Genomic DNA, 13,356 nt, shown 5'->3' on the forward strand with positions numbered 1-13,356 from the left:
CTGAGGTCGCAAGCCCGTGCGTGCGGCGCCACAGGCCCCGGTGTCCTCCCTTAATCACACATCAGGGCTGCGGCGCACACACTTCGAGACGCTCATCTCCGCGGCCATGCACGATCTCTGCACGAACAACCGCCCACCACTGATGAACACCGACACCAGCACCCTCGCCTACGACAAGCATTCCCAGGCCGCCAAAGACCTCGCTCAGGAGGCGGCTGCCAATGCCAGAGACGCCGCCCAGCAGGCCGGCTACGCCGCCAAAGATCTGGCCCAGCACGCCGCCAACACGGTCAAAGAGACCGCGCAGAACGGATACTCCGCCGCCAAGGAAGCCGCCCAGAACGGCTACACTGCCGCCAAAGACGCCACGCAAAACGGTTACTCCGCCGCCAAAGATGCCGTCCAGAATGCCGGTCAGGCAGCCAGAGACTTGTATCAATCCGCCGCACACCGCGCGGAAGATCTCTACCACTCCGCCGCACACCGCGCCGAGGATCTCTACCACACCGCCGCCGCCCGCGCCGAACAGACCCTGGACCAGTCCAAAAAATACGTGCGCGAAAATCCCGTGCCCTCCGTCCTCGGCGCCTTCGCCCTCGGCCTCACCCTCGGCGCCCTCCTCGGCCTCTCCCACCACCACCAGCCCACCCTCCGCGAGCGCTTCCGCTGGTAAGCCGGGCACTTGCTCCGATGGGTGCATGCGCAAAACCAAGCCATGCACCCATCAAGGATCATCGCCTCAAAAATCAACAACCGATGGTTCGACAATCCTCAATCACGCACGCCACAGTATCTCAACGGCGGCATGATTGACGAACGACGAACCATCGATTTTTTGATGCTTCCCCCTCGTCACCTCGGAAAGACACGGGGGAGGCATGCTCCCCCTCCATCAATGCGCCAGAAACTCATCCAGCGCCGCCTTCGTGATGCGGTACTGCGAGCCAATCTTCTTCGCCTTGATGTCACCGCTCTCAATGCTCGCGATCACATCCGCCTCGCTCACCCCCAGCGTCTGCGCCACCTGCGCAGGCGTGAGAATGTCCGCCGCGGGAGCTGCGGTGGGAGCGGGCGCCGCACCGCCTTGCACCGCCGGCGTTGGCACACCACCAGCGGCGGAGTTCATGTTAAACGCCCCCTGGTTCATCATGTTCTGCGCCATGCCAAATCCCATCGCGATCTCCGCCGCAGACCCGGCCGGGCCGCCGCCACCTTTCGCGAGTCCTTCCGCCATCTGAAACTTCACATAGTCGTTCAGATTGCCAATCGCACCCATGCTGCTGCGCTTGTCGATCGCCGCCTCCACCTCCGGCGGCACGCTGGCGTTTTCCAGAATGAAGCTCGTGATCTCGATGCCATACTTCCCCTGCGTCGTCGGGTTGATGATCGGCAGCAGCGCCTCGCCCAGCTCCGAGTAGCGCGTGGCCAGGTCCAGCACCGGCACCTTCGCGCTCGCCAGCGCATCCGTAAACACGCTCACGATGCGGCTGCGCATCGTGTCGGCAAACTCATCCAGGCGGAACTGGTTGTCCGTCCCCGCCACTTCCTTCAGAAAGAGCTTCGGCTCGCTGATCTTGAAATCAAAGGTGCCAAACGCCCGCACCCGCACAATGCCAAAGTCCGCATCCCGCATCATGATCGGGTTGCTCGTGCCCCACTTGTTGCCCGTGAAAAGGCGCGTGGTCACATAATACACATCCGCCTTGAAGGGCGACTCAAAGCCATACTTCCACCCCTTCAGCGTGGAAAGAATCGGAATGTTCTCCGTGCTCAGCGTGTGCTTGCCCGGACCAAACGTGTCGCCGAACTCCCCCAGGTAAACAAACTGCGCGATCTGCGACTCGCGCACGATCAGTTGCGCGCCCCGCTTGATCTCCTTGTCCTCATCCGGAAAGCGCCAGGACAGCGTGTCGCGTGAATCGTCCGTCCACTGGATGATTTCCAGAAACTGTCCTTTGAGATAATCCATCAGGCCCATGGTCGTGAATGCTTGGAGGTTGTGTGAGTGGGTTGCCAGTAAAAACGAAATCAAGTGTAGAGAGCAGCGCTTGCTTTGGCGAGTGCAATTCTATGCGCCACTTTGTAAAGCGGGCGCCCGCCCGCCATTGCGCCGGTTTTGAAAGAAGCGGCCGACCGGGGGAGTCTTTTATCCATACGCGGCTTCCACAACCATGCATCTCTCCCTTCTCCCGGCCATTGCAGCCACCCTCCTGCTCACCAGTTGCGCCGCCTCCATGCGCGGCATGTCCGCTCCGACCGACCCTGCCACTCATCCTCAGGCCGTCGTCTTCCCCCTCTTCGATCTCCGGACGGACAAGAGCACCAAGCTGAGCTGTGATGCAGCCCGCCCCATTTCAGAACGTTTCCTCGGCGGGCAGATCCAGTGCGTGGTCCATCAGGCTGCCAACGAGGGGCTGCGGGCCAATTTCACCCCCCAGGATCTGGCGGCCGCCAACCGCGCGGTGCTGAAAAAAATCCCAAACAAAGGCGAGCAGTACGCCTTCGCCATCGTGGTTTCTCACTGGGAGTTTGCCAGCGCCGCAACGCGGTTCAAATACGATCTCTCCGCCTACCTGGTACGCATCGCGGACGGTGAAATCGTGTGGCAGAACCGTCTGGACAAATCGCTCTGGCGCGGCGTCATCCAGGGTCCTTTGGAAAAGCTGCAGGGTGGAGGACTTTACGACTTCCAATATGGCAATGCCCTCATGCAGTTGGTGACCAAGACGCCGAAAAACCTGCCGCGCTGAAACCTGCGCGCCCCTTCCAGGCGTGGCAGCATTTGTTCGGTCTCTGCCTTCGATAAAGCTACCCTCAGCCCCCGCTGAGCGCTTTGCCGTTTGATTCCTTAAAGGTCCGGTTCACATTGATATTTCACCTATGTCCCTTGCCGATCAACTCCAAGCCGCCGCCTCCTCCGGCCAACTCCTCGCCGCCAGCCACGACAACATCCGCGCCCTCCTCGCCGCCAGCGACAGCCCTCTCTATCGCGCCAGCATCGAGGAGCTCGCCTCCGCCGGACAGTGGGAGGAGTTGAACGACCGTTTCTTCCAGGCCCTCAAGTTCGGCACCGGCGGCCTGCGCGGTCGCACCGTCGCGCGCAATGTCACGAAGGCAGAGCGCGGCAGCGCTCCCGCAGACCAGCGCCCGGAGCACCCCTGCGTCGGCACGAACGCCATGAACTTCTACAATGTCAGCCGCGCCACCCGCGGTCTGGTCACCTACCTTAAAAACTACCGCGCCGCCGCCAAGCTCTCCGGCAAGCCCAGCATCGTCTTCGCGCACGACACCCGCCACTTCTCCCCGGAGTTCGCGAAGTTCTGCGCCAGGATCGCCACCGACCACGGCGCCAATGTGTACCTCTTCGATGGCTGCCGCGCCACGCCGGAGATGTCCTTCGCCGTCCGCCAGCTCCGCGCGGATGCCGGCGTCATGCTCACCGCCTCTCACAACCCTCCCCATGACAACGGCTACAAGGTAAACTTCAATGACGGCGCCGGCATCGTCGAGCCCCACGCCACCGGCATCATCAAGGAAGTGAACGCCATCAAGGGCGAGGAATACACCGCCCTTCCGGAAGCCGAGCGCGGCAAGATCACCACCCTCGGCGATGACATGGACCAGAAGTACCTCGCCCGCGTGGAGACCATGATGCTCCAGCCCGAGCTCCTCCAGAAAGAGGAGGCCAGGAAGCTCAAGATCGTCTTCACCGCCCTGCACGGCACCGGCGGCGTGCTCGTCCCCGTGCTGCTCAAAAAGCTCGGCTTCAATTTCCTCACCGTCCCCGAGCAGGACGTGCGCGATGGCCGCTTCCCCACCGTGAAGTCCCCCAATCCGGAAAACGCCTCCGCTCTGAAAATGGCCGTCGATCTCGCCAATAAGGAAGGCGCGGACATCATCATCGGCACAGATCCCGACTGCGACCGCATGGGCGTGGGCGTGCGCGACTCCAAGGGAGAAATGGTCCTCCTCACCGGCAATCAGGTCGGCTCCCTCATGGCCTGGTACCGCACCAAGACCATGTTTGATCTCGGCATCCTCACTCCCGAAAACAAGGGCCGCTCCGTGCTGCTGAAGACCTTCGTCACCAGCCCCCTTCAGGACGCCATCGCCGCAAAATTCGGCGTCGGCTGCGTCAACACCCTCACCGGTTTCAAATGGATCAGCGCCAAGCTTTCCAAATACGAGGCCGCCCTCCCTGCCGACATCCAGTCCCGCTACCGCGACCTCAACAACCTCGAAAGCCGCGCCGCCCGCCTCAAGCACAGCAAGTTCCTCATCTTCGGCGGCGAGGAAAGCTACGGCTACATGGGCGATGACTTCAGCCGCGACAAGGACGGCAACGGCGCCGTCGTCATGTTCGCAGAGCTCGCCGCCTATGCCGCCAGCCTCGGCCTCACCGTCGCCGGTTTGCTTGATCAGGTGTACTGCGAAGTCGGCTACTTCCTGGAGCGCAATGAGAGCAAGGTCTTCGAAGGCGCCACTGGCGCCGCGCAGATCACCAAGCTCGCCGACAGCTACGGCAGCAATCCTCCGAAGGAGGTGGATGGCTCCGCCGTCGTCAAAGTCCGCGACTTCCGCAAAGACGAAATCAAAGACGAAGAAGGCGACATCGTGCTGAAGGAAAAAATGCTCTTCGTCGATCTCGCCGATGGCCGCAGCTTCGCCGTGCGCCCCTCCGGCACCGAGCCCAAGATCAAGTACTACATGTTCGGCCGCAGCGTCCCCGCCGCAGGCAAGAGCCTCAGCGCCGAAGAACTCGCCGCCGCCAAGGCCAAAGTCTCAGACGGCCTCGCCTCCATGTGGGCCTGGCTCGACAAAGACATCGACACCCGCCTCGCAGCCTGATCCCTCAAGTCGGCCCAGCGCCCCCGATCAGTCCTCCTCTTCCTCCGACTCTTCCTCTTCCTCCCCCTTTCCGGGGATGAAGGGAACGCCTGCACCCAGGAGCAAGAGCAGGAAAACAAGCCGCCCTCGCACACCGCGGAGGAGCTGCCCCGCGCAGCTCCGTGCCCGCAGTACATTTTTTCCGGAAAAGGCCCGGCGCGTTCTCTTTACCCACACATCACCCCCGCTTTACCACTTTCTCTTCGCAGGGTGCCGCGCCCGCCGCACATCCTCCATCTCCGTCAGATTCGAAACACTTTTGCAAACAACGCTGAACAAACAGCAGCCGCATCCGTCTATCCGATTGCAACCTAAAATCACCGCCATTCGGCCTGAAATTGCGGCTTGCAGTTAACTGGAAGTTAAGAACTATTGACCATTATGAATCCTCGAACCGCTCACAAGGGGCTTTACAGCTCTATCGGTCTCGGTTGGTGCGCCGTTCTCTTCATGGCATCCACCGCCATGGCGCAGCAGCAGCGCTACTATCCGCCGCCCCAGGGCTACCCCGCTCCACAGGGTGGTTATCCGCAGCAGCAGCAGTATTCTCCTCCGCCTGGCTATCAGCAGCCGCCTCCCGGTTATGGCTCCCCTCAGCCGCCGCCGCCCACCCGCTATGAGAGCCCGCTGCAGTTCCTGCCAAAGTTCGGCCAGCGCATGAGCGAAATGGCCCGCCGTCTCTTCTACGGAAAAGATCCCACCGGCTATGACTACCCTCCTCCCGGCTACGGCCAGGGCGGTGGTGGCTACAGCCTGGACTCCAGCCCGCGCCCGCAGGCCGCACCTCCCTACCCGCAGCAGTCTCCCCAGGGTTATCCCCTCCCCGGTACCGGCTACGCTCCCCAGCAGCAGCAGCCAGGCTATCAGTATCCCCCGCAGCAACAGCAGCAGCCGCAGCACCAGGAGCAGTCGCGCCACACCACCCAGCCTCCGCAGCAGCAGACCACCTCGTCCCGCCAGCAGCAGCAGCGTTCCACTCCGCCCGCCAGCAAGTCTGGCAAAAGCTCCACCACCACACCGCCGGCCCAGAGCAAGTCCTCTTCCTCCACCAGCTCGCGCAAATACACCCCGCCCAAGGTGAACGATTCACCGCCGCCCACCAAGGCGCCTTCCAAGACCTCCACCACCTCCTCCAAAAAAGATTCCAAAAAGGCCGACTCCCCGCCGCCCACGTCCACGCCTCAGCCGGCCCCCCGTCGTTCTGAGACCACGCCAAAGGAGACTCCTCCTCCTTCTTCCACCACCACCTCCTCCTCCACGACGACCGCCTCCACCGGCGGTGCCTCCGGCTCGTTCTTGAAAGGCAAAAAGACCTCCAAGCCCGGCCGCGTCATCAGCCCCTACCCGCCTTACAAGGAGCTCGACATCACCGGCCTCGAAAGCGGCTCTCTCGCGCTGGACCCCACCACGCAGAAGGTCTTTGAGGTGCCCTGATCACCGGCGCTTCAGCGCTGGCATCTTTGGAAATCCCGGCCCTCCGCCGGGATTTCTTTTTTTGTGCCATCCGCATCTCTTTTCCTGAAAACCAAATTAAACCACCTCCTGGCCTGATGTTTGCTTGCTAAAGGGGTGGGACAGCGCTTGGCTCTCTTCCAACCATTTCATGGCCGACCACGGACTCCAGCAGTTACAGACTCAAAAGCTCGCCATCGGGCCGCAGATGCAACAAAGTTTGCAGATCCTGCAGGCGCCCACTCTGGAGCTCCGGCAGATCATACAGCAGGAGATCGAGGTCAATCCCGTCCTCGAGCTCGAGGCCCCCGAAACCTCCATCCAGGACGCCATCCCCGACGACCCCGACGACCGCAGCGTGGACGACAGCGACATCGACGCCCTCACCCAGATGGACGACGAATGGCGCGAGTACTGGCAGCAGAGCCGCCAGCAGACCGCCACCCGCCGCAGCGATGACCAGGAGCGCTGGCAGTTCCTCATGGACTCCATCGTGGCCCAGACCACCCTCCAGGAGCACCTCCTCTCCCAGCTTCACACCTCGGATGCCAAACCCGCCGTCGCCCAGCAGGTGGAGTTCCTCATCGGCAATCTCGACGACCGCGGCTTCCTCAACACCCGCATCGATGACCTCAGCCTGAACCACGGCATCCCCATCGACTCCCTCCTGGCCGCCAAAAAGCTCCTGCAGAGCTTCGACCCCGTCGGCGTCGGCTCCGAAGACCTCCGCGAGTGCCTCCTCGTTCAGCTCGACCGCCTCGGCAAAAAGCAGAGCCTCGCCTGGCGTCTCGTCGATCAGTACATCGACGACCTCGCCAACAAGCGCTACCCCATCCTCGCCCGCAAGCTCGGCGTCCCGCTCGAGCAGATCTCCCGCGCCGCCGACTTCATCAGCACCCTCGATCCCCGCCCCGCGCAGCGCTTCGCCGTCTCCTCCAACAACTACGTCACCCCCGACGTCGTCGTCGAGCGCCAGGGCCGCGAGTGGGTCGCCGTGATGACCAACGACGACCTCCCGCACCTCCGCATCAGCAACACCTACAAGGACCTCCTCAGCCAGCCCGGCAACAACGGCGAAGTCCGCAACTACGTGCGCGACAAAATCCGCAGCGGCAAGTTCCTCATCCGCTCCATCCATCAGCGCCAGCAGACCATCCACCGCATCGCCACGCAGATCCTCAAGTACCAGCGCGAGTTCCTCGAGAAAGGCACCAATTTCCTCCGCCCCCTCAACATGGCCACCGTCGCCGATGAAGTCGGCGTGCACGAGACCACCGTCAGCCGCGCCATCGCCGGCAAATACATCGCCACCCCCCATGGCGTGTTCGACATGAAGTTCTTCTTCTCCCACGGCGTGAAGACCGAATCCGGCGACGACCTCAGCAACACCAGCGTCAAAAACGCCATCGCCGACCTCATCAAAAACGAGCCCAAGCACAAGCCCCTCAGCGACGACAAACTCGCCAAACTCCTCGATGGACAAGGCATCAAAGTCGCCCGCCGCACCGTCGCCAAATACCGCGAAGCCCTGAACATCCTCCCCAGCCACCTGCGCAAATCGTTCTCCTAAAGTACTCATCTCGCTCCGCCGAGATGAGCCCAGCGCACACTCACCCGATGGTGACCGAAGAATCTTGAGCCTGGATGGCGGAGCGCCTCAGTTCCTGTGACGGGGCCAACCCCCGGTGGATGGCGGAGCCATCAAAGCCTGTAGCGAGGGATTGAGCGAAGCGACACCCCTCGTAAACACCCCCGCCTCCCCCCATCAGGCCCCCGCATCGCGTAGCGATGCCAGCACTTGCATCCCACCGCTCCGGCATGCCCCATCCGATGACGGACCTATGCCCCCTCACAAGCACACCACCCGGCATGCACCACCCCTCCCGCGCGCCCACCGGATGGCGGAGCCATCCCAGCCTGTAGCGAGGGGTTGAGCGAAGCGACACCCCTCGTAAACACCCCCGCCTCCCCCATCAGGCCCCCGCATCGCGTAGCGATGCCAGCACTCACCTCCCAATGCCTCCGCACGCTCTTCCTCGATGGCGGAGCCATCCCAGCCTGTAGCGAGGGGTTGAGCGAAGCGACACCCCTCGTAATCTTACACCTCCTCCTCTCAGCACACGCATCGCGTAGCGATGCCAGCACTCGCATCCCAACGCCATGCCCAACACCTACACAAGCCTGCATTACCACATCGTGTTCTCCACGAAAAACCGTACCCCGTGGATCTCGCGTGAATGGCGCCCGCGTCTGTTCGAATACCTCGGTGGCACCCTTCGCGGATTGAACGCGCACTCCCATGAAACCGGTGGCGTCGCGGACCACGTACATCTCCTCGTCTCGCTCAAACCCACGCACACCCTCTCCAAAGTGCTCCAGGAGTTGAAGAAAGCATCTTCCGTATGGGTTCACGAGGAAATGCATATCCCTGACTTTGCCTGGCAGGACGGCTACGCGGCTTTCACCGTAAGCACCTCCGTCCTCCCAGAGGTGATCGCATATGTCCATGACCAGGAGGAGCATCATCGCACACGCACTTTTCGCGAAGAGCTGGAGATCATGCTGAAAAAATCCGGCGTGAGCTTTGAACCAAAGTACCTCGATTGAAAAAAGCGCGATGTCGGCGTCGAGGACGCCTGTGCTTGCATCGCTACGCGATGCGTGTGGCCCTTCCCATTTGAGGGGTGTCGCTTCGCTTAACCCCTCGCCACAACCTAGGATGGCTCCGCCATCCCCTCCCCCTCCGCACCACCTCCGCTCCGGTTCCCCAAACAACCGTAAACCACCGTCAACTCCCCTCCCCTCAAACAAACCTCCGCGCAATCTCCCGATACACCCCCAGCGCCTTCTCCACCTCCGCGCACTCCACATACTCCACTGCGGCGTGGGCCTGATCAATGCTCCCCGGCCCAAACAAAATCGTGGGAATGCCCATGCGTGAAAACTTGCTCGCATCACTCCCAAACGGCACGCCGCACACCCCGTCATCACGCTCCATCTCACCCAGCACCTCACGCGCCAGCTTCACAATCGGCGCATCCTCTCCCGTCTGAAACGGCCAGTCCTGCAGCATCGGCTCCTCCATCTCCGCCAGCACCTCCGGGTGCTGCTTCATCAGCGCATCCAGCAGCACCTGATAATGCGCCAGCACCTCCGGCACCTCCTCCCCAGGTAGCAACCGACGGTCGATCTCGATCACCGCCTCATCCGGCACAAAGTTCACCTGCACCCCGCCGTGCACCACGCCCACGTTGCACGTGCCCGGTCCCAGCAGCGGATGCTTCACCGCCTGCATGTGCTCATGGTCCTCATTCAGCGCCAGCACCACTCGCGCCATCGCCGTAATCGCATTCACGCCCAGGTGCGGCTTCGAACTGTGCGCCGCCTTCCCCTTCGTGCGGATACGCCAGCGTAGCACCCCCTTGCTCGCGATCACGCACTTAAACTCCGTCGGCTCCGCCACCACCGCCGCATCCGCTTTCAATCCCTCGCAAAGCTTCACCACACCGCGAAACGAATACTCCTCATCCACCACCGCCGCCATCCACACCTCGCACGGCGGCGCTTCGCCGCTCGCATGGATGTCCGCCACCGCATGCATCATCGCCGCCAGCCCCGCCTTGTCATCTACGGACCCGCGGCCATGCATCTTCCCATCCCGCACCACCGGATCAAACGGATCAATCGTCATCCCCTTGATCGACACCGTGTCCATGTGCGCCTCAAACACAATCCGCCGCTCCGCATTCCGCCCCGGCACCCGCGCGATCACATTGTTCCGCCCCGGAAACACCTCCTGCTCCCACACCTCAATTCCCCGCTGCTCAAAGAACCGCCGCACATACGCCGCCGCCTCCTTCTCCCCCGGCCCGCCTTCATACGAGCTGTTGATGCTGTTGATGCGCACGAGATCCGCCAGAGTTTCAAGAACAGGAGCCATCCGCCATCAGTAAAGAAGCCCCGTTACACCGCAACTGGATCAGTACAGTACTCATCTCGCTCCGCCGAGATGAGCCCAGCGCCCCCTCCACGCTCGCCACTCTCAAAAAAACTCAAGCCCCTGTCCCGGCGAAGCCCTCAGCCGCCTCCCGCGCAGCAAGAGCCCCCCAGCAAGAACCACCCCACCCTGGCCGTACTCCTGCTGCCCCCCTCTCCCCATCTGATTGTCCCCCAGTCTGATTGTCTTCATGAAGCCCCTTTCGTCCATCGCTCTCGTACTCGCCCTCGCCCTGCTCTCCCGCAGCGCCACGGCCGCGTCCGCAGAGGATGCCAGGATCGCCTTCTTCGAAAAGAACATCCGCCCCATCCTCATCAAGCGCTGCTACGAGTGCCACTCCGTTGAGGCCGGCAAGAGCAAGGGCGGCCTCCTCATCGACTCCCGCGACGCCATCCTCAAAGGCGGCGACAGCGGCCCCGCCCTCGTCGCGGGAAATCCCGACAAGAGCCACATCATCGAGTCCGTCCGCTATCAAAATCAGGACCTGCAGATGCCTCCCAAAGGCGCCATGCCCGCCGCCGAGGTGAAGGCCCTGGAAGAGTGGGTGAAAATGGGCGCCCCAGATCCACGCGAGGCCGTCATCTCCGGCAAACCCAGCGCACCGCGCATCATCGATCTCAAGGAAGGCGCCAAACACTGGGCCTTCCGCCCCATCGCGCAGCCTCCCGTTCCCAAAGCAGCGGACACATCCAATCCCATCGACGCCTTCATCTCTGAAAAGCTCGCCGAGAAAAATCTCAAGCTCGCTCCCCCTGCGGACAAACGCACCCTCATCCGCCGCGCCACCTTCGACCTCACCGGCCTTCCCCCCACTCCGCAGGAAGTGGACGCCTTCCTCGCAGACAGCTCCCCCGACGCCTTCGCCAAAGTGGTGGACCGCCTCCTCCGCTCCCCCCAGTACGGCGAAAAATGGGGCCGCCACTGGCTGGACGTCGCCCGCTACTCCGACTCCAACGGCCTCGATGAAAACATCGCCCTCGGCACCGCCTGGCGCTACCGCGACTACGTCGTGCAGTCCATCAACAAGGACAAACCCTTCGACCAGTTCCTCATCGAGCAGATCGCCGGCGATCTTCTTGAATCCAAAGACCTCCCCACCCGCCAGGAGCAGACCACCGCCACCGCCTTCCTCAATCTCGGCGCCAAGGTCCTCGCCGAGCCCGACAAAGAAAAGCTCACCATGGACGTCGTCGATGAGCAGATCGATGTCATGGGCCGCGCCTTCATGGGCCTCACCCTCGGCTGCGTCCGCTGCCACGACCACAAGTTCGACCCCATCCCGCAGGACGACTACTACTCCCTCGCTGCCATCTTCAAAAGCACGCGCAGCTTCAGCGTGGACCGCATCGGCGCCCTGAGCACCGCTTACGAGGCCCCCATGGGCTCTCTCGAAGACTTCGCCGCCGTCAAATCCTCCGAGCGCATCCTCAAAGACCAGAAGGCCGCCGTCGCCAAAGCTGAGGCCGCCGCCATCGCCGACCTGCGCAAAGAAGTGCGCGACCATGCGGTGGACTACCTCATGGCCGCCGCAAAGCTGCCCGAAACTCCCACCCTCAGCCAGGTCCGTCCCGTGGCAGAGCCCCTCGGCCTCCGTCCCCACGTCCTGCTCAACTGCCGCGTCTATCTCGCCGCCAACGAAACTCTCCCCCTCTTCAAGCCCTGGCAGGACATCGTTGAAAAGAAGGGCGATGTCTCCACCCTGCGCGAACACTACGCCGCCCTCTTCGCCGCCGCCGAAAAAGTCACGCCCGCACCGAAACCCAAGGCGAAGAAAGCCAAGGCGCAGCCTGCGGAGAAGGTCGAAGCCCCGGCCGAAGAATACACACCCGCCCAGCAGGCCCGCGCCGCGCTGGATGCTCCCGCAGGCTTCCTCGCGCTCCCGCCCGAGCCCATCATCCTCTTCCCCAAAGACGTCGCCGAAAAAGTCCGCGCCCTCAAGGACACCATGATGACCACGGAGAGCAATCTCCCAGACCTCCCCACCACGCTCGCCGTCTCTGAATCGCCCAAGATCCTCAAAGAGCTGCCCGTCCACATCCGCGGCAGCCACCTCGCCCTTGGCAAGCCCGTCTCGCGCGGCGTCATCCAGGTCGTGCAGGCATCGCTGAAAACAAAGCCCGAGTTCCCTGCAAACCAAAGCGGTCGCCTTGAGCTCGCCCGCTGGCTCGCCAGTGCAGATCACCCGCTCACCTCCCGCGTCATTGCCAACCGCATCTGGTCCTGGCATTTCCGCCAGGGCATCGTACCCACCACGGACAACTTCGGCCTCCTCGGCCAGCAGCCCACACACCCCGCGCTGCTCGACTGGCTCGCCCGCTGGTTCACCACCAACGGCTGGAGCCTCAAGGACATGCACCGCCTCATCATGAGCTCCCGCACCTATCAGCAGAGCTCCGCCACCACCGCCCAGGGCGACGCCGCCGATCCCGAAAATCTCCTCCTCCATCACTTCCCCCTGCGCCGCCTCGAGGCCGAAGAAATCCGCGATGCCCTCCTTCAGGTGGCCGGCACCCTCGACACCTCCATCGGCGGAAAAACCATCCCTCGTCGCAATCGCGAGTTCGTCTTCAATCACACCTCCAAGGACTTCACCAGCTACGACAGCACCCGCCGCGCGCTCTACCTGCCCATCATCCGCAACAACCTCTACGACCTCTTCCAGCAGTTCGACTATCCGGATCCCGCCACCAGCACCGGCCTGCGCCACAGCTCCGTCGTCTCTCCCCAGGCCCTGCTCCTCATGAACAGCGACCTCGCCACCACCGCCGCTGAAAACTTCGCCACCCGCGTCTTCAAGCTCGCAGCGGACAAATCCGCCCGCCTCCGCGCCGCTTACCGCCTCGCCTTCGCCCGCGAAGCCACCCCCGAAGACCTCCGCCGCGCCGAAAACTACCTCACCGCAGCCGAAGCCTCTTTGAACTCCAGCCAGCAGGACAGCACCAAGCGGGAACACCAGACCTGGTCCCTCCTCTGCCAGGCCCTCATGATGAGCAACGAGTTCATCTACCTGCGCTAAAAGT

General features: G+C 62.8%; 9 protein-coding genes. 7 read left to right on the plus strand and 2 right to left on the minus strand.

Translation table 11 applies throughout. The features are described from left to right. The first annotated feature begins 106 nt into the window (after nt 1–106). A complete protein-coding gene (locus tag ACILSQ_RS07285; protein WP_395742931.1) occupies nt 107–673 on the plus strand; it encodes a hypothetical protein in 567 nt (188 codons plus the stop codon). Between the two features lie 219 nt (nt 674–892). Here the strand turns inward: ACILSQ_RS07285 and ACILSQ_RS07290 are convergent, their stop codons facing one another. After that, on the minus strand, nt 893–1,978 hold the full coding sequence (locus ACILSQ_RS07290; protein ID WP_395742932.1) for an SPFH domain-containing protein: 1,086 nt from the start codon (nt 1,976–1,978) through the stop codon (nt 893–895). Nucleotides 1,979–2,171: 193 nt separating this feature from the next. Here ACILSQ_RS07290 and ACILSQ_RS07295 point away from each other — a divergent pair, with 193 nt between their 5' ends. The 5 genes from ACILSQ_RS07295 (at nt 2,172) to tnpA (ending at nt 8,946) form a co-directional block, all read left to right on the plus strand. Then, the gene (locus tag ACILSQ_RS07295) at nt 2,172–2,750 is read left to right on the plus strand and encodes a hypothetical protein (protein ID WP_395742933.1); all 579 of its coding nucleotides are present in this window, start codon (nt 2,172–2,174) and stop codon (nt 2,748–2,750) included. A 130-nt stretch (nt 2,751–2,880) separates the two neighbouring features. Next, complete coding sequence (locus ACILSQ_RS07300) at nt 2,881–4,848, plus strand: phospho-sugar mutase (RefSeq protein ID WP_395742934.1); 1,968 nt, start codon at nt 2,881–2,883, stop codon at nt 4,846–4,848. 420 nt (nt 4,849–5,268) lie between these two features. Beyond that, nucleotides 5,269–6,321 (plus strand): hypothetical protein, encoded by a 1,053-nt coding sequence (locus ACILSQ_RS07305; protein WP_395742935.1) that lies wholly within the window; start codon nt 5,269–5,271, stop codon nt 6,319–6,321. Nucleotides 6,322–6,490: 169 nt separating this feature from the next. Continuing rightward, the gene (gene rpoN, locus ACILSQ_RS07310) at nt 6,491–7,909 is read left to right on the plus strand and encodes an RNA polymerase factor sigma-54 (protein ID WP_395742936.1); all 1,419 of its coding nucleotides are present in this window, start codon (nt 6,491–6,493) and stop codon (nt 7,907–7,909) included. Nucleotides 7,910–8,499: 590 nt separating this feature from the next. Further along, nucleotides 8,500–8,946 (plus strand): IS200/IS605 family transposase, encoded by a 447-nt coding sequence (gene tnpA, locus ACILSQ_RS07315; RefSeq protein WP_395742937.1) that lies wholly within the window; start codon nt 8,500–8,502, stop codon nt 8,944–8,946. A gap of 196 nt (nt 8,947–9,142) precedes the next feature. On the opposite strand, the gene ACILSQ_RS07320 is transcribed toward tnpA, so the two are convergent. Then, nucleotides 9,143–10,279 (minus strand): M20 family metallopeptidase, encoded by a 1,137-nt coding sequence (locus tag ACILSQ_RS07320; RefSeq protein ID WP_395742938.1) that lies wholly within the window; start codon nt 10,277–10,279, stop codon nt 9,143–9,145. A gap of 247 nt (nt 10,280–10,526) precedes the next feature. Between ACILSQ_RS07320 and ACILSQ_RS07325 the strand changes: the two genes are divergently transcribed. Beyond that, complete coding sequence (locus tag ACILSQ_RS07325; protein WP_395742939.1) at nt 10,527–13,352, plus strand: PSD1 and planctomycete cytochrome C domain-containing protein; 2,826 nt, start codon at nt 10,527–10,529, stop codon at nt 13,350–13,352. Nucleotides 13,353–13,356: the final 4 nt, after the last annotated feature.

It is taken from the genome of Prosthecobacter sp. (assembly GCF_044227185.1).
GTDB lineage: Bacteria > Verrucomicrobiota > Verrucomicrobiia > Verrucomicrobiales > Verrucomicrobiaceae > Prosthecobacter.

Coding starts and splice junctions, on each gene's coding strand:
- ACILSQ_RS07285 (WP_395742931.1), top strand. CDS start 107: ATGCACGATCTCTGCACGAACAACCGCCCACCACTGATGAACACCGAC.
- ACILSQ_RS07290 (WP_395742932.1), bottom strand. CDS start 1,978: ATGGGCCTGATGGATTATCTCAAAGGACAGTTTCTGGAAATCATCCAG.
- ACILSQ_RS07295 (WP_395742933.1), top strand. CDS start 2,172: ATGCATCTCTCCCTTCTCCCGGCCATTGCAGCCACCCTCCTGCTCACC.
- ACILSQ_RS07300 (WP_395742934.1), top strand. CDS start 2,881: ATGTCCCTTGCCGATCAACTCCAAGCCGCCGCCTCCTCCGGCCAACTC.
- ACILSQ_RS07305 (WP_395742935.1), top strand. CDS start 5,269: ATGAATCCTCGAACCGCTCACAAGGGGCTTTACAGCTCTATCGGTCTC.
- rpoN (WP_395742936.1), top strand. CDS start 6,491: ATGGCCGACCACGGACTCCAGCAGTTACAGACTCAAAAGCTCGCCATC.
- tnpA (WP_395742937.1), top strand. CDS start 8,500: ATGCCCAACACCTACACAAGCCTGCATTACCACATCGTGTTCTCCACG.
- ACILSQ_RS07320 (WP_395742938.1), bottom strand. CDS start 10,279: ATGGCTCCTGTTCTTGAAACTCTGGCGGATCTCGTGCGCATCAACAGC.
- ACILSQ_RS07325 (WP_395742939.1), top strand. CDS start 10,527: ATGAAGCCCCTTTCGTCCATCGCTCTCGTACTCGCCCTCGCCCTGCTC.